We start from the raw sequence: 18114 nt of genomic DNA on the forward strand, positions 1-18114 counted from the left end.
GTGACGGATATGAAAGCACGTTGGCGCCTGAAGCTGCTTGCGGCGTTGACTTCCATATTCATGCTATTTGCCACCACCGCCTGCGGAGCACAGGACAATCGCACCGTCATCACTGTCTGGTCGTGGGAACCGAGCATGAAAGCCGAGGCTCAGGACTTTGAAAAGGCCAATCCCGATATCCGTGTCGAGATCAAGTCCACCAGCGGCTACGACAACCTCAATTCCGCCATCCAGGATGGCTACAACATGCCCGATGTGGTGCAGCTCGAGTATTATGCGTTGCCGCAGTATGCGGTGAGCGGCCAATTGCGCGACATTACCGACGAGACGCAAGGCTATGGCGATAATTACACGCCCGGCACATGGTCAAGCGTGCATATGAACGGACGTGCGTATGGTGTGCCCATGGATTCCGGTCCGATGGCATTTTTCTATAACGACGATGTCTTTCAGCAGGCTGGCGTCGATGCCTCGCAAATTCATACTTGGAACGATTACTATGAGGCCGCCAAAAAGCTCAAGGCGATAGGCGTCTACATCGCCGCAGATGCCGGAGACGCAAGTTTCTACAACGCGATGATTTGGCTCAACGGCGGGCGGCCTTTCCGCACTTCAGGCGACGGCAAAACCGTGACGGTCAACCTTGCCAATGATGCAGGAACTCGAGGATTTACGGCATTCTGGCAGAAGATGATCGATGAGGATTTGATCAATACCCAGCTGAGCACCTGGTCTGATGGATGGAAAGATGCCTTGGCATCGGGCAGCGTCGCTTCGGTGTTCACAGGAGCATGGATGCCCTCCCTGCTGCTTGCTGATGTGCCGGGAAGTGCTGGACTGTGGCGGGTTGCCCCCATGCCCACGTCGGACGGCTCATCGACGAATTCCGAAAACGGAGGGTCGGCGCTCGCGGTGCTGAACCTGAGCCGCAAGCCCGAGGCGGCGATGCGTTTCATCCGCTACGTCTGCCTCGACCAATCCGGTATTGCCAAACGCGTTGACGGTGGTGCGTTCCCGGCCGACAAGGCCACACTGAACAGCAACCAGTTCCTCAGCAAGACCACAGTGCGTGACTCCCGAAACATCGATGTGCCTTATTTCGGTGGACAGCAGTTCAACCGTGTGCTTTCACACGCCGCTGAAAATGTGTCGGTTGGCTACCAGTATCTGCCGTTCGAGGTATACGCGAGAGGCGATTTTCGTGCTACGGTCGGCCAGTCATACAAGTGGTCGAGCGCTGAACGGGCATGGCTCAAAGCGGAGGAACGGATTCAGGCCGGGCAAACGGATGCGGATGGCAAACCGTTGACTCCGCCGCAGCAGCCGGGTGCCAAGATCGGTCTGGCCGACGGCATGACCGCCTGGCAGAAAGACATCAAGGAATACGGCACCAATCAGGGCTTCACCATGCAATAACGCTGAGCAAGGTCCTTGTGGCCATTTCTGGCTTTTTGCAGTGGTACATTAAACCGATTACTTGCCGTACGAGTTCGTGGACCATTGCTGTATCACGAATTGAGATGGTAAATGAGGGACATGCCCTTGAAGATGAGATCGGGGTCGTAGATGTCAATAGCATCCGTGTCGTCTTTGAACATAGAGCCAAGTCCGCCGGTGGCGACGACTTTGAAATGCTCATCGATTTCACGATGGAATTGCTCGATGGTGCGCTCGATGCCACCGAGGAAATTGTAGTAAAGGCCTGCCTGCATGGCTGTTTTCGTACCTTTGGCGAGGATGGAATCAGGCTGAGTGATTTCCACTTCGGGCAGCTGCGCGGTGCCGGAGACCAGAGAACTGATGGAGGTCTGCAACCCGGGGCTGATGAGGCCTGCGGTGATGGCCTTGTTGCCGTCGACGTAATTGAACGTGGTCGCCGTGCCGAAATCGGCCACCAACACCGGACCGCCATAGACGCCGTAGGCGCCCACACAGTCTGCCAGGCAGTCCGCGCCCAATGATTTCGGGTCGTCCATGCGAATGGACAAACCGGACTTGATGCCCGGTCCCACGATCATCGGGTCGATATCAAGGAACTTGACGATGCTGGAACGAAAGGAATGCATGATCTGAGGGACCACGGAGGCGACGATGACGTCTTCCACGTCCGCGGGGCTGTATCCGCCCGATTCGAGGAACTGGAGCAGCAGCAGGCCGTATTCGTCGCTGGTGCGGAAGGTCTTGGTCGTGATTCGCCAGGTATCAGTGATGTTAGCGTCAGGAAAACCATCCACTACGCCGATTTCGATGTTCGTGTTGCCGATATCGATGGCCAGGAGCATTTTGCCCGCCTTTCCTTGAACTTCCTCGAGACGCAGGGCGACGTCATTATCTAACAATCGAGGTAATGAGCATGTGCGTGCTTTTATGATAGCGCGATTGGTGAAAGTGGGGCCTCAACGTAAACTGGAAGTATGAAATCTCGCATCTGGTTAAGGGCTGCTATTCTGTTCACGCAAATCGCTCTGCTTTGTCTTATCGCTTGGGGAGCATTTTTGGTGTACGTAGCCATTCCCGGAGTGCTGGTCAATTGGCCGTTGTTGGCGGGAATGAAGCCGTTGGCGGATGTGTCGGTGGTGGTCGGCGCTGTGTTGCTCGGCATTGTCGTCGTGTCCGTATTGAACCTCTTGTATGATGCGTTGGCGGCTGAGGACGATGCTCGCCAGCTGTGGCAGTTGAGGTTCCTGCGTTCGGTCATCGGATTTGCTGAAATCTATATGCTGGTGACGTTCTTTCTGTTCTGGACATTTGCGCGATTGATGTCTTTTGGAATCTATGTTGTCGTGTTCCTCGTTGCGGTCGCGGAAATCGCCGCTATCTGGATGCTTACGGAATTCATCCATATCATCAGCAACCGTGTGGGCAATGACGGTATCTGGAAGCTGGATATGAAAGGGTAGGGGAGACGGATGCTGATGGCATAAATCTATCGGTATTCATATAATTATGGATTGCAGACGACCCATATGGGCGGCTAGCGGATTCAATAATTACATCGATCAAAGAGGAATGTATGCCTACCAATTCAGGTGCGTACGGCGAAAACGACGCAACCGACAAGAAAACAACAGGCACAGCCGGCAACGAGACAGCGGCCGATAATACAAGGTCTACGGGCGCGAATGGTGATGCTGCCAACGCAAATGGGGCCGATACCGCCGCAAACCTTGGTACTGAGGCGAATAATACGGCCAGTACCGATGAAACACTCAATGCGCATGTCAAAGGCGGATCGAGCGGTAATGGCGGCAAGCCAGGCAACAAGAAGAAAGGCTGGATCTGGGCCGTCGTAGCTGTAGTCGTTGTGGTGGCGCTTATCGTTGCTTTCGTAGTGGTTCGCAGCAATCAAAAGGCCAGTAATACGGCCGCTGAAGGTCATAAGGCCGATTCGGTGACCGTCGGGCTCAAGCTTGCGCCTACGAATCTTGATATTCGCAACCAGTCCGGTTCTTCGCTCGACCAGTTGCTCGTCGGCAATGTCTATGAAGGGCTGGTCGCCCGTGATTCCGAGAACAAGGTCGTGCCGGGGCTGGCCAAAAGCTGGGAGAAGAGTGCCAACGGTACAAGCTATACATTCCATCTGAACAAAGGCATGACCTTCTCCAACGGCGACAAACTTGATGCCGACGATGTGGCATGGTCCATCAACGAATTGATGACCAAGCATTATCACGATTCCGAATCGCTGATGAACTTCAAATCAGTGACGGCCACCGATGCCGATACCGTCAAACTCGATCTGACCGCGCCTTACGACAACTTGCTGTGGGTGCTGGCCTGCCGGCCGGGACTGGTGTTCGACAAGGATGCCAACTACGACATGAAGACGCAGGCGGTCGGCTCTGGGCCATATACCGTCGCCAAGTTCGTGCCGGACGATTCCATTACCCTGAAGGCCAATCCGCGCTATTGGGGCGCGCATAAGGCCAAAACCGCTACCATCGTGCTGCGCTATTTCGCCGATGACAACGCGGCCGTCAATGCCTTGAAATCCGGGGACGTTCAGGTGCTTGCACCGGTGACCGAGAACCTTGCGGCACCTTTTGTGAAAGACAGCGCCCATTATCGCGTTGCTGCGGGTGACGACACCGACAAGTATGTGCTCGCCATGAACTCCAAGGGGGCCAAGACCTCGGATGTGCGTGTGCGTCAGGCCATCCGCTACGCCATCGACCATAAGCAGCTCATCGCCTCGCGCGGCGGGGCCGACAAGCCGCTGGGTGGGCCGATTCCTTCGCTCGACCCCGGCTATGAGGACCTGACTGGCCTTTACCCGCACAATGTAGCCAAGGCCAAGGCGCTGATGAAGGAAGCCGGCTATACGCCCGATCATCCACTCGAGCTGCGGTTGACCTATGCCAACACCTACGGCACCGAGCTCGGCGATCAGCTGCGCAGTCAGCTGAAACCCATCGGCATCGACCTTAAGGTCGATGTGGTCGAGTTCTCGACGTGGCTGCAGGATGTGCTGAAAAACAAGGACTACGACCTGTCGTTGGTCGACCACAACGAAAGCCATGACTTCTCGCAGTGGGTGAACGACGAGTACTACTACAACTACAGCAACCAGAAGGTCAAGGACTACTACAACCAGGCAATGGCCGCCTCCAGCGACTCCCAGCGTGACGCATTGTTGGCCAAAGCCGCCCGCGTGGTGAGTGAGGACGCGCCGGCTGACTGGCTCTTCAACTATCGCATCACCACGGCGATGAAGACGGGCGTGTCTGGCTTCCCGCTCAATCTGAACCAGACGTTGCTGCCGCTATACAACGTGACGTACAGGACGTCAGTCAAGTAGCGGATACTACAAGGACATGCAGTTCCATAGTCGATAATGAAGATACATGAAAAATCAAGGAATCCGAGGCAAAAGGCTGGTTTTGCTCGCATCTTCGGCTATGGATTGAATAGGTAAGGTGACATATGCGATTCGTCATTCGACGTTTCCTGCTGTTTGTGGCGGCGCTGCTTGCCATTTCGGTGGTGATTTTCGCGGCGTTGCGCATCCTGCCGGGTGATGTGGCCAGTGTGATGGCCGGACTCAATGCGCCTCCGGAACGTGTGGCGCAGTTGCGCTCGCAGATGGGACTTGACCGGCCGCTGACGGTGCAATATTTCAGCTGGATGGGCGGTTTGTTACATGGTGACTTCGGTACGTCGCTGCTGACCGGCCGCTCCATTAGCTCCACAGTTGCCATGCGTGCTTCCGTTACGTTTCCACTCATTGTGCTGGGCCTTGTGGTCGCGCTTGCCATCGGCCTGACGCTTGGGGTTGTGTCCACGTTGTCTACTCATGCGGCAGTGCGTTCTGTGTTCCATTTTGTCGCCATCGTTGGCGGTGCCATTCCCGCGCTGTGGGGAGGGCTGCTGCTGATTCTGCTCTTCGGTCGCGGTACCGGACTGTTGGGCATCCTGCCCTCGCAAGGGTTCCCCGAGGCGGGTTGGGACAATTTCGGTTCGGCGCTGACCTCGCTGGTGTTGCCGGCATTGACGGTCGGCATCATCGACGGTGCCAGCCTCATGCGCTATACGCGTTCGGCGCTGGGCGAGGTGATGAACAGCGGCTACATGGATCAGGCGATGGCCTGCGGCTATACGCGCCGTCAGGCTGCGCTCAAGGTCGGACTGAGGCTGGCGACGCCTCAGCTGGTGAGTGTGGTCGGGCTGATGTTTGCCGGCATGATTACTGGCGTCATGGTCATTGAAAATCTCTTCGCACTTCCGGGCATTGGCGCAGGTCTGGTCACCGATCTCGGCAACCGCGATCTGATTGCGGTGCAAAGCGAGCTCTTCATGCTGGCCGCGTTCTTCCTGTTCGTCGGTTTCCTCGTCGATCTGCTGCATCGCTTCCTCGACCCGCGTTTGAAGCACGCCGTGCAGGGAGGTGCGCAATGACGAGAAACAATGAACACAGTGCGTCTGAAACGGTGCGAACCAACAATGCACCAGCAAATATGGGAACGAAAGCTTCGAGCAAATTCACTGTCGTATTGCGTTCTATTTGGCGACGCGGTGAAGGCAAGTTCGCATTGATTGTGCTGGCGTTGTGGCTTGCGGTTTCGCTGCTTTCACTGGTTTGGACTCCGAAATCACTATGGGCGACCGACGGCTATCACGTCTGGGCGAAACCGTCTGCTGCTCACTGGCTAGGCACTGATGGAACCGGAGCAGACGTGTTCAGCTGGCTGATGGCCGGCGCGCGCACCAACCTTTTCATCGCCGTTCTGGCTGTGGTCTTCGCCGGAGCGCTGGGCATATTGCTGATGAGCGCGATGGTCTCGCGCAGTTCGGCTCTGTCGAATGTTTCGGTGGTTGCTGTGGATGCTCTGATTTCGATCCCGACCGTGCTGATTGCTCTGATTCTGGCCGTTCCGATGGGTGCCTCGGTTGTGGTCATCATCATCGCCTGTGGCATCGGCTATGGTCTCAACCTGGCGCGTATAGCACGCCCCCAGGCGTTGCTCGCAGCCAATTCCGACTATGTCGCTTCTGCTCTTTCCTACGGTGCTTCGGGCTTTTCGGTGATATGGCACCATATCCTGCCCAACGCGATGCCGACCATCATGGTTCAGCTTTCGCTATCCGCCGGCACTGCGGTGCTTGCCGAATCCGGTTTGACCTATCTCGGTGTCGGCGTCCCGAGCGGCGTGCCGAGCTGGGGTCATTCGCTGGCCACGTCGGTCAAGTTCATCAACGTCTATCCGCTGACCGTGCTCTGGCCAGGCCTCATCGTCACGATTGTGGTCGTGGCACTGAACGTCTTCGGCGACGTGCTGCGCGATGTCATCGATCCGGTCACGAATCCGGAATTGCGGGAGGTGTGATGATGGGTGTTGATGTCAATAAGCTTGGTATTTCCATTGGCGGCAAGTCGATTGTCCGCGATGTCAATGTGCATATCGGCGACGGCGAGCGGGTCGGTCTCATTGGTTCCTCCGGATCCGGAAAGTCCATGATTTCCAAGGCCATGCTCGGTTTGCTGCCGATAAATGCGCAGACGGAAGGTTCCGTCATTCTTGGTGATACTCAGGTCGTCGGAGCGGACGAAACCGTTCTCGCAGGCCTGCGTGGGCGCTATGTCGGTGCGGTATTCCAGAATCCTGCCTCATCACTGAATCCCGTCTTGACCGTTGGTAAACAGATTGAATTGCCGCTGAAACTCCACTATGACTTGGATAAGGCCGATCGCCAAGCACGCGTCTCCGCGATGCTGGAAAAGGTCGGACTTGACGCTACTGTGGCGAAAAAATACCCAAGCGAGCTCTCCGGCGGCCAACAGCAGCGCGTCGGTATCGCCACCGCTTTGATCACTTCACCGCGTCTGATTATCGCCGATGAACCTACAACGGCGCTCGATTCCATCACGCAGCGCCAGATTGTTGATTTGCTGGTCTCGTTGGTCGACAAGGCCGGTGCTTCGATGCTGTTCATCACTCATGACTTTTCGGTGCTCGCCCGTGCCACGACGCGTTGCTATGTGCTTGACGGTGGGCGAATTGTGGAGTCGGGAAACACTGCTGATTTGCTGGAGCATCCGCAAGGTGAACAGACGAAGAAGCTGGTCGCAGCCGCTAGAGAATTGACATTGCAGAGGAAGCAGAATCGCGATGACTGAACCACAGGTATTGCTGACGGGCAATGGCATTACCCGTATTTTCGGCAAAGGCAATGAACGTCAAACGGCTCTCGACGATGTCAGTGTCGAAGTGCGTGCGGGAGAGTGCCTTGCGCTGATTGGCGGTTCCGGTTCGGGCAAGTCTACGCTGACCCGCATTCTGCTGGGGCTTGACCGGCCTACTTCAGGAACGGTGACATTTGAAGATGAATCCGTTGATGGCAGCAAATCGGTCGGATACCAAGCTCTGCGTCGTGAATCAAGCCTTGTGTTCCAGAGCCCGTTCACCTCACTTGACCCTCGTTGGACGGTGGCCAAGTCGGTGGCGGAACCATTGAAAATCCAACATAAGTATGCGAAAATCGACGGTTCGGATATCGACCGGAAAGTGCATGAGTCGTTGTCTCTGGTCGGTCTCGATCCCAATGAATTTCTGAGCCGTTATCCGGTCGACCTTTCTGGAGGACAGGCGCAACGTGTTGCCATAGCCCGTGCTTTGGTCACCGATCCCAAGCTCATCGTCGCCGACGAGCCGATGAGTGCCATCGATGTGGCAGCGCGTCTGCAGATTCTTAAGGCATTCGCCGCCATTCGCAAATCGCGCCCGGACACGGCCATCATCATGATTTCGCATGATCTGGGTGTGGTCCAGCACATCGCCGACCGTATCGTCGTGCTTCACCATGGCAAGATGGTGGAAAGCGGTACAACAGATGACGTATTGAACCGGCCGAAAGCCGCCTATACCCGTGAGCTGGTTGCGGCTGCGTCTTTGTAGTGGGACCGGATGTTTCCTGATAATATTGTCGAATTGCGGCGGTCTGTCTCATACGTTTTGGTATGTATGAGACAGACTTCCCATGAGTGGCGGTATGCGCTATTCCACGACATTGAAACGCTCGCCGTTGCAGAAGGCGAGGATTGAACGCGCGAGTTGGCGCGAGAGGTCACGATAGGCGTCATCGGCACGCCACGCGACGTGCGGGGTAAGAATCGTGTTCGGAACTGAGCGCAGGGGGTCGTCGGCCGGTAGCGGTTCCTTGTCGAAAACGTCGATGGCGGCCTTGATGTCGCCGCGTTTAAGCCTGTTGACCAATGCGCCTGGTTCGATGAGCTCGGCGCGTGCCGTGTTGATGAAGTAGCTGCCCGGCTTGAGCTGGTCCAGATCAGCGGCGGTGATGACCCCTTGCGTTTCGTCGTTAAGCGGCATATGAAGACTCACGATATCTGAATGTGCCATGACTTCGCCGATGGTATCGACACGCGTTGCGCCCAACGAGCGTGCAGTGGCGGCATTGACGTGCGAATTCCATACCAGCGTGTGCATGCCGAACCCGTCGGCGATGCGGGCGACGGTCTGGCCGATGCCGCCGAAGCCGATGAGTCCGAGGGTCTTGTCTTTGAGCGAGGTGCCTTCAAGTCCGGTCCAGTTGCTTTCGCGGATGCTGCGGTCCATGGCGCCGACCGAGCGTGCGAGTTCGAAAATAAGCGCAAACGTATACTCTGCAACGGTCTCGTCGCCATAATGGACGGTGTTGCACACGCGGATACCCATTTCCTTCGTGCGTTTGAGGTCGATGAAATTGGCGACGCCGGTGCCGCCGAAGACAAAGCAGCGTACGTGGGTGCCGAGTTCCTCAAGCAACTTGCCGGTGACATGGAAGCCGATGACCACGACGATATCGGCGTCTTTGCAACGTTCGACGATGGTCTCAGGGTCGATGTTGAAATCCTTGTATATCCTCACACGAGCGACATTGTGCAGTATGCGCATGCTCGTGGCGATTGGCTGGTACATGGCCTCGAACATCGAGGGGATGACCACCAGCGGCAGTTCGGTGTGTTCGGATTGCGTTTCGATATACTCCATACCCCCAAGGATAATTCCGCCTCTGGCCCATGGAAGGTGAACCATTCATTTTGGTCGAATAGTCATGGATTGGTATGTTCGCGAGTCCCGGTGGGCGTCTGTCTGCGTGTCTCAGCCTCGAGCAAATCAACGTTTCGTCCGTGATGTTGACTGTTTGTGTAATGTCAAATGTCGACTTGAGCGACGGGTTGCGTGTCCAACTTCTATGCCAGATGAGAGCCGCTTTGATGGGGTTCCTAGGGTTGACAGATGTATTGCTTTTCTTGTATGCTATAACGTATAGCAGTTATGTATTGGCGGATAGGCGTTGAAGGAGATTGGCATGTCGATGGTACAGATGAACGTCCGTATCGATTCCGATGTGAAGGACGACGTCGACGAGATACTCAAGCGCAAGGGGAAGACCCCAAGTTCCGTGGTGCGTGAGCTGTGGGACTTCATCAAGGATCATGGGGATACTCCGGATTTGCAGACTAAGGCTGAAAAAGCGAATAAGGAAGCCGAAAAGCAGCGCAGACTCAAAGCGATAGAGGATGGTGCGACTTTATGGTCTCGAACGTTGAAAGAGGCGGGTTTGCCTGATGACGGTCAACATCCTTGGGCGGATATGACGTATAAGGGAATGCGCGATGCGGCTTATGAAGATTCAGTCAATGAATACGCACATGAATAAGAGAGGTAGGGGTAATGATTGAAGAAAAACGAGTGGTTTTCGATACGAATGTGCTGCTGGACTATCTTCTCACCTGGCGTTCTGGTAACGCGAATGCTATACAACTTCTGCGTGCCTGTTCGAATTCGGAAATGATTAAGTTGCTTTGTGTCTCTCTATCTTTAAAAGATGTTGACTATATCTCGAGGTCATCGTTTAAAAAACAATTTGCAGGCAATGAATCTGTAGTTGTACAGGCTACCGTTTCCAATATGGCTCCTAAGTTCGGTTGGCATTGCGTTGATGATTTATTGAAAATAATTGCATTGGTGGTTGCAGTCGATCAATCAACTTGTAAGCATGCTCTCAAGTTATGGGATGTTCATCCTGATTATGAAGATGATCTCATTATTGCCGCGTCGCGTCAGGCCAACGCCGACATGGTGGTGACGGGGGATCAGGATTTAATCAAGCATTTCCCGGATTTGTGCGTCAGTGTTGAGGACGCATTGAAGCAGATTGACGGAACGGACCAAGGCTAGACATAAAGTCGAACGATGATTCGAAAGTTGGTAATTGACGCTTCAGATTGCATGTATCTGAGCTGATTGCAAGCCATGATCATTCGAGTGATTATTGATTCGATTTTGTAGCGAGAATATGGGAAAGCGACTTTATAGATGATAGACCAGGATGAGGATTGGCCAATTGGTGAAGAGCCCTCTGTCGGCGTGGACTTTCATGGTGGCGCGCTTGCGTCGCTGAAGCAGTACTTTGGCTACGATTCGTTCCGCGAGGGACAAGATGGTCTTGTCAGCGCCATTCTCGAAGGCCACGATGTTCTAGGCGTGATGCCGACGGGCGCCGGGAAATCCATCTGCTATCAGGTTCCGGCCACCATGTTGCCGGGGTTGACCATCGTCATCTCGCCGTTGATCTCGCTGATGCGCGATCAGGTTGATGCCCTGAACGATGCAGGCATCAAAGCCGCGTTCATCAACACCACGCAGGAAAGCGACGAGCAATCCATGGTGTTCGCCCAGGCTCGGCGCGGTGATATCAACATGCTGTATGTCGCTCCCGAACGCTTGGAAACCGAACGGTTCCGCAATTTCGCCGCGCAGGTCAAGATTTCGCTGATTACCGTTGACGAGGCGCACTGTGTTTCGCAATGGGGGCAGGATTTCCGTTCGTCTTATCTGGGAATAGGCGAATTCATCGACAGTTTGCCAGTGCGCCCGACCGTCGCCGCGTTCACCGCGACCGCAACCGAAAAAGTGCGTCGTGATATCGTTCGGCTACTTGGTTTGAAAGCTCCCAAGATCACTGTAACCGGTTTTGACCGTCCTAATCTCTATTTTGACATCATTAACATGCCAACCAAGCGCAAGAACGTGTGGATTACGGAGTATGCGGCCAAGCATTCCGACGAATCCGGCATCGTCTATTGCGCCACGCGCAAGGAAACCGAGGCGCTCGCCGACGAGCTGAACCGTCATGGCATCGGTGCTGCTGCCTATCACGGTGGCATGTCCCCAGAGGCGCGCGACAAGGCGCAACGCGATTTCGTCACCGACCAGATACCGGTGGTGGTGGCCACCAACGCGTTCGGCATGGGCATCGACAAGTCGAACGTTCGTTACGTTATCCATCACAACATGCCTGAAAGCATCGAAGCCTATTACCAAGAGGCCGGTCGCGCCGGGCGAGATGGGGAGCCCGGGCGTTGCACGCTGTTGTGGAACGAATCGGATATCGTCACTCGCCGCCGACTTCTGGACATGGACTCCGACAACGAGCGCATGAGTCCCGAGGAACAGGAAATCGTTCGCCAGAGCCATCGACGGTTATTGAACGCGATGATCGGCTACTGCCGTACCACCGAATGCCTGCATCGCTATATCATGCGGTATTTCGCCGATCCCAGCAGCATGGATACCACATCAGGTGTTGAGGGCGAAAACGAAAAAGCGCCGGTTCGAGTGTCAGTCGGTCTGATTCGGGTGCGACCGTCAGTAAGAGCAGTGCCTCAGAAGTTGGTCGAGAACAGGGCACGTCGGCCGAAGATGCATCATTCAAATGCGGCAACTGCGCCAATTGCGAGAGTACGTTCGAGACCATCGACGTTTCCGATGTGGCCCGTGCCATCAGTCGTTGCGTGCACGACATCAACCAGAGCTTCGGCATGGGCAAGATCGTTTCGGTGCTGAGAGGCTCGAAGGCCCAGGATCTCATCAACCGTCACCTTGACCGCGTGCCGAGTTATGGCGCGTTGCATGATGTGCCGGATGCGAGGATTCGCGATGTCATCAACCAGATGGCGACCGACGGATATCTCTTCGTCTCAGAAAGCAGACTGCCGATTGTTCGTTTCGGAGCGCGTGCGGGCGAGACGGTAAAGCCTGATTTTCATTACGAGATTAAACGTATCCAGCGCAAGAAGCTTGCTTCCACCCCATCCGGTTCCGCATTCGGCTCCTATGATGACGATGCTTCGAATACGTCTGGCGGTTCGCGTGCAAGTAATGGAACCTACGGCGATTACGAACCCACCGATGAGGATGAAGCACTCTTCCAGAAGTTCCGAGAGCTTCGTCGCACCATCGCCCAGGAAATTGGCAAGCCTCCCTATATCGTCTTCTCCGACAAAACGTTACGCGACATGGCCCGTATCAAACCGGTCACTGACGCCCAGTTCCTCGCTGTCAACGGCGTGGGGAGAACAAGCTGCATCTCTACGGTCCTCGCTTCATGGATGTGGTGCGCTCCAACTAAGGACCATAAGGTTAGTTGCTGGTCGCAGCGGTTTGTCTCTGATTAGTACGGAAGTGGGCTGCCCAAGGCTCGCGATATGGTGGACGCCGGATTTAATGTATAGCAGTGTCTGCTGGATTGGGAATGCGCGGCGCTTGTAGGAAAGCGTCATGGCGAAATCCTGTGCAGCGGCAGCGGAGTAGGAGTTCGGTTGAGCAGCGAGCCACGATTGCAGGAAGAGCCACGTGAAGGCGTCCCTGAGGTGACTGACACGCTTGAGGGGTTCCGCGAGGCCTGCAGCAGGTTGGCGGCGGGCAACGGTTCGCTTGCCGCCGATGCCGAACGCGCTTCCGGCTATCGTTATGGGCATGAGGATTGGCTCGTGCAGTTCAAACGCACGGGTTCGGGCATCGTCCTTTTCGACCCGATAGCGTTGAATAAAGCCGGTGCGGACTGGAACGAATTCAACCGTGCCGTCGGTGACGCCACATGGATTATCCATGATTCCTTGCAGGATCTGCCGGGCTTCACTGATCTGGGTATGAAGGTCCGCAATCTTTTCGACACTGAAATCGCCGCAAGGCTGCTGGGCCTCAAGCGTTTCGGTCTGGCCGCCGTCACCGAACATTATCTTGGCATTACCTTGGCCAAGGAGCATTCCGCAGCGGACTGGTCGTACCGTCCTTTGCCGCGCGATTGGCGTAATTATGCGGCACTCGATGTCGAACTGCTGATTGAACTCGAAACGAAAATGCGTGCCGACCTCAAGAAGGCTGGGAAAATACAATGGGCTGAAGAGGAATTCAGCCATGCTCTTCAGCAGGGGACAGGTCCGCAGACGCCTCATCCGGTTCCCTGGATGCGCATTTCTCATTTCACCGCGCTTGGTCATGACAGACGTGGGCAGGCCGTAGCCAAGGCTCTCTGGGAGAAACGTGACGAACTTGCCCGGGAAAACGACATAGCTCCAACGTTGCTCTTGAGCGATGCCGCCATCATCGAAGCCTCGCAGAAGAAGCCGCATAACGCACGTCAGTTCCGTGCCATCCGCAGTCTGAATGAGCGGGTGCGCATTCACATGGGCAATGAACAGGACAAGATGTTCGAGCGTTATGCTCCGATTCAGCGTTCGGTAAAGCCAAACGTATGGAAGGAAACCATTCAGGAGGCACTGAAGCTCAAGCCGAAGGACTGGCCCGAGCCGCCTGCACCGCCACAGGAAACGCAGGCCAATGCGCCGCGTTCGATGAAATATTGGTCAGTCCACCAGCCGGAACGGTTCGCCCGTCTCAAGAAAGTGCGCGCCGTTATCGCCCAGATTGCGCAAGATACTAGGACTCCGCCCGATGTGGTCATCAAGCCGCAGATCATACGCAACCTCTGCTGGCAAGACAATGCGGCTGAGCTCGATATCCCCGAATTTCTGCGGGAGCAGGGGGCTCGCCAATGGCAGATTGCACTTGTTGCCGAGTCCGTAAGTCGCGTTATTATATGAGGGTTGCCTATAGGCAGATGTAGTTGGAATTATCGTCAGGAGCACTAGCGTGAAAATCAGCGTGAGGAATCTCGAGCCCACCAAGGTGAAGCTCACCGTCACCGTCGACCCGGAAGAGTTCGACCCATATCTCGATCAGGCCCGCGAGGAGATCGCCAAGCAGATCAGCGTCCCGGGCTTCCGTAAGGGTCACGTGCCCGGCAAGATCATCGACCAGCGTGTCGGTTTCGGTGCCGTCGCTGGCGAGGCCGTCAACAGCGCCGTCCCGGAGCTCTATTCCAAGGCTCTCGAGGAGAAGAAGATTCGTCCGATGGCCCAGCCTGAGCTGGATGTCAAGGAACTGCCGACCAGCGAGAAGGACGACACCAAGGTCAAGTTCATCGCCACTGTCGAGCGTCGTCCCGAAATCGAGCTGCCGAAGCTCGATGGCATGACCCTTGAGGTTCCTAAGGCAGAGGTCACCGATGAAGATGTCGACAAGCGTCTTGACAATCTTCGTCAGCGTTTCGGCACCCTCGTGGGCGTCGATCGTCCTGCCAAGAAGGGCGATTTCGCCAACATCGATCTCGATGCACAGATTGACGGCGAGTCCGTCGATTCGCAGGAAGGCGTGAGCTACGAGCTCGGCAGCGGCAAGCTGCTCGACGGCATCGACGAAGCGCTCGACGGCCTGTCTGCCGGCGAAGAGACCACTTTCGAAGGCACGCTGGAAAGCGGCGACCACGAAGGCGAAAAGGCCCAGATCAAGGTCAAGGTCAATTCTGTCAAGGCCGAAGAGCTGCCGGAGCTCGACGACGATTTCGCCCAGGAAGCTTCTGAGTTCGATACGTTGGATGAGCTCAAGGCCGACATCCGCAAGCAGTGTGAGCGTGACGGCGAAGGCCGCCAGGCCAATGAGGCACGTGATGCGTTCCTCGATGCCCTGAAGAAGGACGTGGAGATTCCGCTGCCCGCAGGCGTCCGCAAGGAAATGATCGAAGAGCGCCTGAAGCAGGTCACCGCCGATCCTGAAAAGGCCACCGACGAACAGAAGAAGGAAGCCGAAGAGACCACCGACAAGGAACTTCAGGACCAGATCGTGCTCGACACCCTGGCTGAGCAGCTCGACGTCAAGGTTTCCCAGATGGATGTCACCAACTTCCTCGCCTCCATCGCCCAGCAGTACGGCATGGATCCGAGTGCCTTCATCAACGCCATCGTCCAGAACGGCCAGCTTGGCTCTGCCGTCCAGGAAGTCGGCCGTTCCAAGGGTCTGCTTGCCGGCATGCGCGCCGTCAAGTTCACCTGCGAAGGCAAGGATCTCGATCTGACCCCGTTCCTCGGTGAGGACGAGGCTGTCGAAGATGCCGAAGAGAACGAAAGCGTCGAGGCCGCTTCTGCAGCCGCTGCCGTCGCCGACGAACTCTCGGAGCAAGACGAAGCTGAGTGATTTCGGAATAATTTCTGATTGAAGACTCTATGAGGGAGTCGGGGGTTGCCTCGGCTCCCTTTTTGTATGCTCGATGTTCGCGGCTCGTTATCGGTGTTCGAATTCGAAATCATTTGGTGCCGTAGAGGTTTCGCAGCTATGAATATTTTTTGTTTTGCGATTGCCTTCTGCTTTACCAATGTCAATGATTGACGGACGGGAATGGTCATGATGTAGCGTGATTCTTCGTGGTCATGATTATATTGGTCTGAAGATAAAAAGCCGGAGGTAGCTGGAACCTCTACGCATATCAATTATTGTGGAAAGTCAGAAGCGCTGGTGAAACAAGAGAACGATAGCGGATTGAAACGGTTGGGCATGATCGCCGCCGTCATATTCCTGCTCGGCGGAGTCGTCGGCGTGAGCTCGGGGCTGCTTGGCCTCATGCTGAGTGGCGTTGAACGGCTCATGCTTGGTTACGTCGAAAATCCTTTGGATCCCAGTCCTTATCAGGTGGCGGCTTGGCGACGTATCGCATCGATCGTCGGCGGATCCATATTCGCAGCCGTCGTCTGGTGGTTGCTGCGTAGCAAAACCACCAAAGTGCCCTCGGTTAAGAAAGCTGTTGCAGGGGAGCGGATGCCGGTCTGGCAGACCACCGTTCATGTGTTGCTTCAGATTTTCATCGTCGGTTCCGGTTCGTCCATCGGCCGTGAGGTGGCTCCGCGTGAGTTCGGCGCGATGCTGGGCCAACGCTTCTCGCAGCTGTTCCATCTGAACCGCGAAAAAGACCGCAGAACTGTTGTGGCCGTAGCTGCCGCCGCTGGCCTTGCCGGTGTCTATAACGCTCCGCTTGCCGGCACGTTTTTCGCCATCGAGATCTTGCTTGCAGACATCAGCATGGAAACCGTTACTTTGGCGTTAGGCACTTCGGTAGTTTCCGCCTATATCGCTTCGATGATTCGTGGGCGTGGCACGTTCTACGGTATGGCCGCCATGGGCAAATCAGCAATTCCGACGCTGAGTCTTACTTTGTTCGCCCTCATCGCCGGCATCATCTGTGGCATCGCAGGTGCGTGGTTCCGTAAAGGCTCTCAATGGGCCGAAGACAACAAGTCCCAAGGTGCAGGAATCCTTTGGATGATGCCGCTGGCGGCGCTGGCAACCGGCATCGTGGCGATATGGCTGCCACAGGTCATGGGCAACGGCCGTTCCGTGGCGCAATATGCTTTTGCCGCCACTGCTCGTGAGGCCAATGCCGTCATCCCGATTCTGCTGGCATTGCTGGTGGCCAAGGCCGTATTGACACTAGCGACCATTCGTTCCGGCGCTTCCGGTGGGGTGCTCCAACCCGGCATTTCGATAGGTGCGACGATTGGCGCCTTACTTGGTTTTTGCGTGGGTTATGGTCAGTCCTGCCGACACCGTGGCTGCATGCGCACTCGTCGGTGCTTCGGCGTTGCTTGCAGCCTCTCAGCAGGCACCGCTCATGGCGATGTGTCTGGTGATGGAACTGACTGGAGCTCCGATGGCATTCTTCGTGCCGGTTGGCGTCGGGGTGGCCGTGTCGGCACTGGTTTCGCACGGTTTCAACGATTTTCTTTCTCGTTCTCAGCGCAAAAAACAGCGGGCTGTCGTATAAGTGCGGGTAATATCGTTAACGGTAATAAATACGTGAATATCAAGGAGATACGGTGGCAGGATTGCTGACATCTATGCCGTCGATGGACGAGGGGGATTCGGCCCCCGCCATCACGGATCCGATTTTCAATAGGCTTCTCAAAGAACGCATCATCTGGCTTGGCGATGAGGTCAAGGACTCCAATGCCAACGTCATTTGCGCGCAGATGCTGATGCTCGCGGCCGAAGATCCGAAGAAGGATATCTGGCTCTACATCAATTCGCCCGGTGGCTCGGTTACCGCAGGCATGGCCATCTACGACACCATGCAGCTCATCGAACCTGACGTGGCCACCGTGGCTGTCGGTATGGCGGCTTCCATGGCCCAGTTCCTGCTTTCCAGTGGTACCAAGGGCAAGCGCTTCGCCACCAGCCACACCCGCATTCTGATGCACCAGCCTTCGGGCGGCATCGGCGGAACGGCCACTGATGTGCGTATTAACGCCGAGCTGATCATGGATATGAAGAAGACCATGTCGCAGCTCACCGCCGACCAGACCGGCCACACTCTTGAAGAGATCTATCGCGACAACGAGTACGATCACTGGTTCACCGCCCAGCAGGCGCTGGACTATGGGTTCTTCGACAAGATCGTGACCACGCCGGGCAGCATGCGTACGGAAAAGGCAGGGGAGTGAGC

Annotated in this window: 14 protein-coding genes and 2 pseudogenes; 14 read left to right on the forward strand and 2 right to left on the reverse strand. The window is 55.8% G+C overall.

The genetic code is table 11. The annotated features are described in order from the left end of the window. Positions 1-9 precede the first annotated feature (9 nt). On the forward strand, positions 10-1416 hold the full coding sequence (locus OZX57_RS03130) for a sugar ABC transporter substrate-binding protein (protein WP_277162675.1): 1407 nt from the start codon (positions 10-12) through the stop codon (positions 1414-1416). A gap of 92 nt (positions 1417-1508) precedes the next feature. Here OZX57_RS03130 and OZX57_RS03135 read toward each other — a convergent pair whose 3' ends face one another. Further along, entirely contained in the window at positions 1509-2282 is a 774-nt protein-coding gene (locus OZX57_RS03135; RefSeq protein WP_277162917.1) for a type III pantothenate kinase, read from the reverse strand. Positions 2283-2414: 132 nt separating this feature from the next. On the opposite strand from OZX57_RS03135, the gene OZX57_RS03140 reads away from it, so the two are divergent. The 6 genes from OZX57_RS03140 (at position 2415) to OZX57_RS03165 (ending at position 8393) form a co-directional block, all read left to right on the forward strand. Further along, the gene (locus tag OZX57_RS03140; RefSeq protein ID WP_277162676.1) at positions 2415-2900 is read left to right on the forward strand and encodes a hypothetical protein; all 486 of its coding nucleotides are present in this window, start codon (positions 2415-2417) and stop codon (positions 2898-2900) included. Positions 2901-3013: 113 nt separating this feature from the next. Continuing rightward, on the forward strand, positions 3014-4798 hold the full coding sequence (locus OZX57_RS03145; RefSeq protein WP_277162677.1) for an ABC transporter substrate-binding protein: 1785 nt from the start codon (positions 3014-3016) through the stop codon (positions 4796-4798). A 125-nt stretch (positions 4799-4923) separates the two neighbouring features. Continuing rightward, positions 4924-5895 carry an ABC transporter permease gene (locus OZX57_RS03150; RefSeq protein ID WP_277162678.1) on the forward strand — a complete coding sequence of 324 codons (972 nt, stop codon included), beginning with the start codon at positions 4924-4926 and terminating at the stop codon, positions 5893-5895. A 59-nt stretch (positions 5896-5954) separates the two neighbouring features. Beyond that, positions 5955-6824 (forward strand): ABC transporter permease, encoded by an 870-nt coding sequence (locus OZX57_RS03155; protein WP_277162918.1) that lies wholly within the window; start codon positions 5955-5957, stop codon positions 6822-6824. Positions 6825-6826: 2 nt separating this feature from the next. After that, the gene (locus OZX57_RS03160) at positions 6827-7615 is read left to right on the forward strand and encodes an ABC transporter ATP-binding protein (protein ID WP_277162919.1); all 789 of its coding nucleotides are present in this window, start codon (positions 6827-6829) and stop codon (positions 7613-7615) included. Next, complete coding sequence (locus OZX57_RS03165; protein WP_277162679.1) at positions 7608-8393, forward strand: dipeptide/oligopeptide/nickel ABC transporter ATP-binding protein; 786 nt, start codon at positions 7608-7610, stop codon at positions 8391-8393. Before OZX57_RS03160 ends, OZX57_RS03165 begins: the two co-directional genes overlap by 8 nt. 99 nt (positions 8394-8492) lie before the next feature. On the opposite strand, the gene OZX57_RS03170 is transcribed toward OZX57_RS03165, so the two are convergent. Then, entirely contained in the window at positions 8493-9485 is a 993-nt protein-coding gene (locus OZX57_RS03170) for an NAD(P)-dependent oxidoreductase (RefSeq protein ID WP_277162680.1), read from the reverse strand. A 322-nt stretch (positions 9486-9807) separates the two neighbouring features. Between OZX57_RS03170 and OZX57_RS03175 the strand changes: the two genes are divergently transcribed. From OZX57_RS03175 to OZX57_RS03205, 7 genes and pseudogenes are all read left to right on the forward strand, one after another. Continuing rightward, positions 9808-10158, forward strand: coding sequence for a damage-inducible protein J (locus OZX57_RS03175; protein WP_277162681.1), 351 nt, complete (start codon positions 9808-9810; stop codon positions 10156-10158). A 14-nt stretch (positions 10159-10172) separates the two neighbouring features. Then, complete coding sequence (locus OZX57_RS03180) at positions 10173-10679, forward strand: PIN domain-containing protein (RefSeq protein ID WP_277162682.1); 507 nt, start codon at positions 10173-10175, stop codon at positions 10677-10679. Positions 10680-10868: 189 nt separating this feature from the next. Beyond that, positions 10869-12912: pseudogene (locus tag OZX57_RS03185) on the forward strand (RecQ family ATP-dependent DNA helicase). A gap of 190 nt (positions 12913-13102) precedes the next feature. Further along, entirely contained in the window at positions 13103-14386 is a 1284-nt protein-coding gene (locus OZX57_RS03190) for an HRDC domain-containing protein (protein ID WP_277162683.1), read from the forward strand. A 49-nt stretch (positions 14387-14435) separates the two neighbouring features. Then, the gene (tig, locus tag OZX57_RS03195; RefSeq protein WP_277162684.1) at positions 14436-15815 is read left to right on the forward strand and encodes a trigger factor; all 1380 of its coding nucleotides are present in this window, start codon (positions 14436-14438) and stop codon (positions 15813-15815) included. A 357-nt stretch (positions 15816-16172) separates the two neighbouring features. After that, positions 16173-17436: pseudogene (locus OZX57_RS03200) on the forward strand (chloride channel protein). A 52-nt stretch (positions 17437-17488) separates the two neighbouring features. Continuing rightward, a complete protein-coding gene (locus OZX57_RS03205; protein ID WP_277162685.1) occupies positions 17489-18112 on the forward strand; it encodes an ATP-dependent Clp protease proteolytic subunit in 624 nt (207 codons plus the stop codon). The last annotated feature ends 2 nt before the right edge of the window (positions 18113-18114 follow it).

Origin of the sequence: Bifidobacterium sp. ESL0682 (assembly GCF_029392815.1) — a bacterium.
Classification (GTDB): domain Bacteria; phylum Actinomycetota; class Actinomycetes; order Actinomycetales; family Bifidobacteriaceae; genus Bifidobacterium.

Bases quoted from the DNA above. Each gene is read 5' to 3' on its own strand.
- OZX57_RS03130 (WP_277162675.1), top strand. From the start codon at position 10: ATGAAAGCACGTTGGCGCCTGAAGCTGCTTGCGGCGTTGACTTCCATA.
- OZX57_RS03135 (WP_277162917.1), bottom strand. From the start codon at position 2,282: ATGCTCCTGGCCATCGATATCGGCAACACGAACATCGAAATCGGCGTA.
- OZX57_RS03140 (WP_277162676.1), top strand. From the start codon at position 2,415: ATGAAATCTCGCATCTGGTTAAGGGCTGCTATTCTGTTCACGCAAATC.
- OZX57_RS03145 (WP_277162677.1), top strand. From the start codon at position 3,014: ATGCCTACCAATTCAGGTGCGTACGGCGAAAACGACGCAACCGACAAG.
- OZX57_RS03150 (WP_277162678.1), top strand. From the start codon at position 4,924: ATGCGATTCGTCATTCGACGTTTCCTGCTGTTTGTGGCGGCGCTGCTT.
- OZX57_RS03155 (WP_277162918.1), top strand. From the start codon at position 5,955: ATGGGAACGAAAGCTTCGAGCAAATTCACTGTCGTATTGCGTTCTATT.
- OZX57_RS03160 (WP_277162919.1), top strand. From the start codon at position 6,827: ATGGGTGTTGATGTCAATAAGCTTGGTATTTCCATTGGCGGCAAGTCG.
- OZX57_RS03165 (WP_277162679.1), top strand. From the start codon at position 7,608: ATGACTGAACCACAGGTATTGCTGACGGGCAATGGCATTACCCGTATT.
- OZX57_RS03170 (WP_277162680.1), bottom strand. From the start codon at position 9,485: ATGGAGTATATCGAAACGCAATCCGAACACACCGAACTGCCGCTGGTG.
- OZX57_RS03175 (WP_277162681.1), top strand. From the start codon at position 9,808: ATGTCGATGGTACAGATGAACGTCCGTATCGATTCCGATGTGAAGGAC.
- OZX57_RS03180 (WP_277162682.1), top strand. From the start codon at position 10,173: ATGATTGAAGAAAAACGAGTGGTTTTCGATACGAATGTGCTGCTGGAC.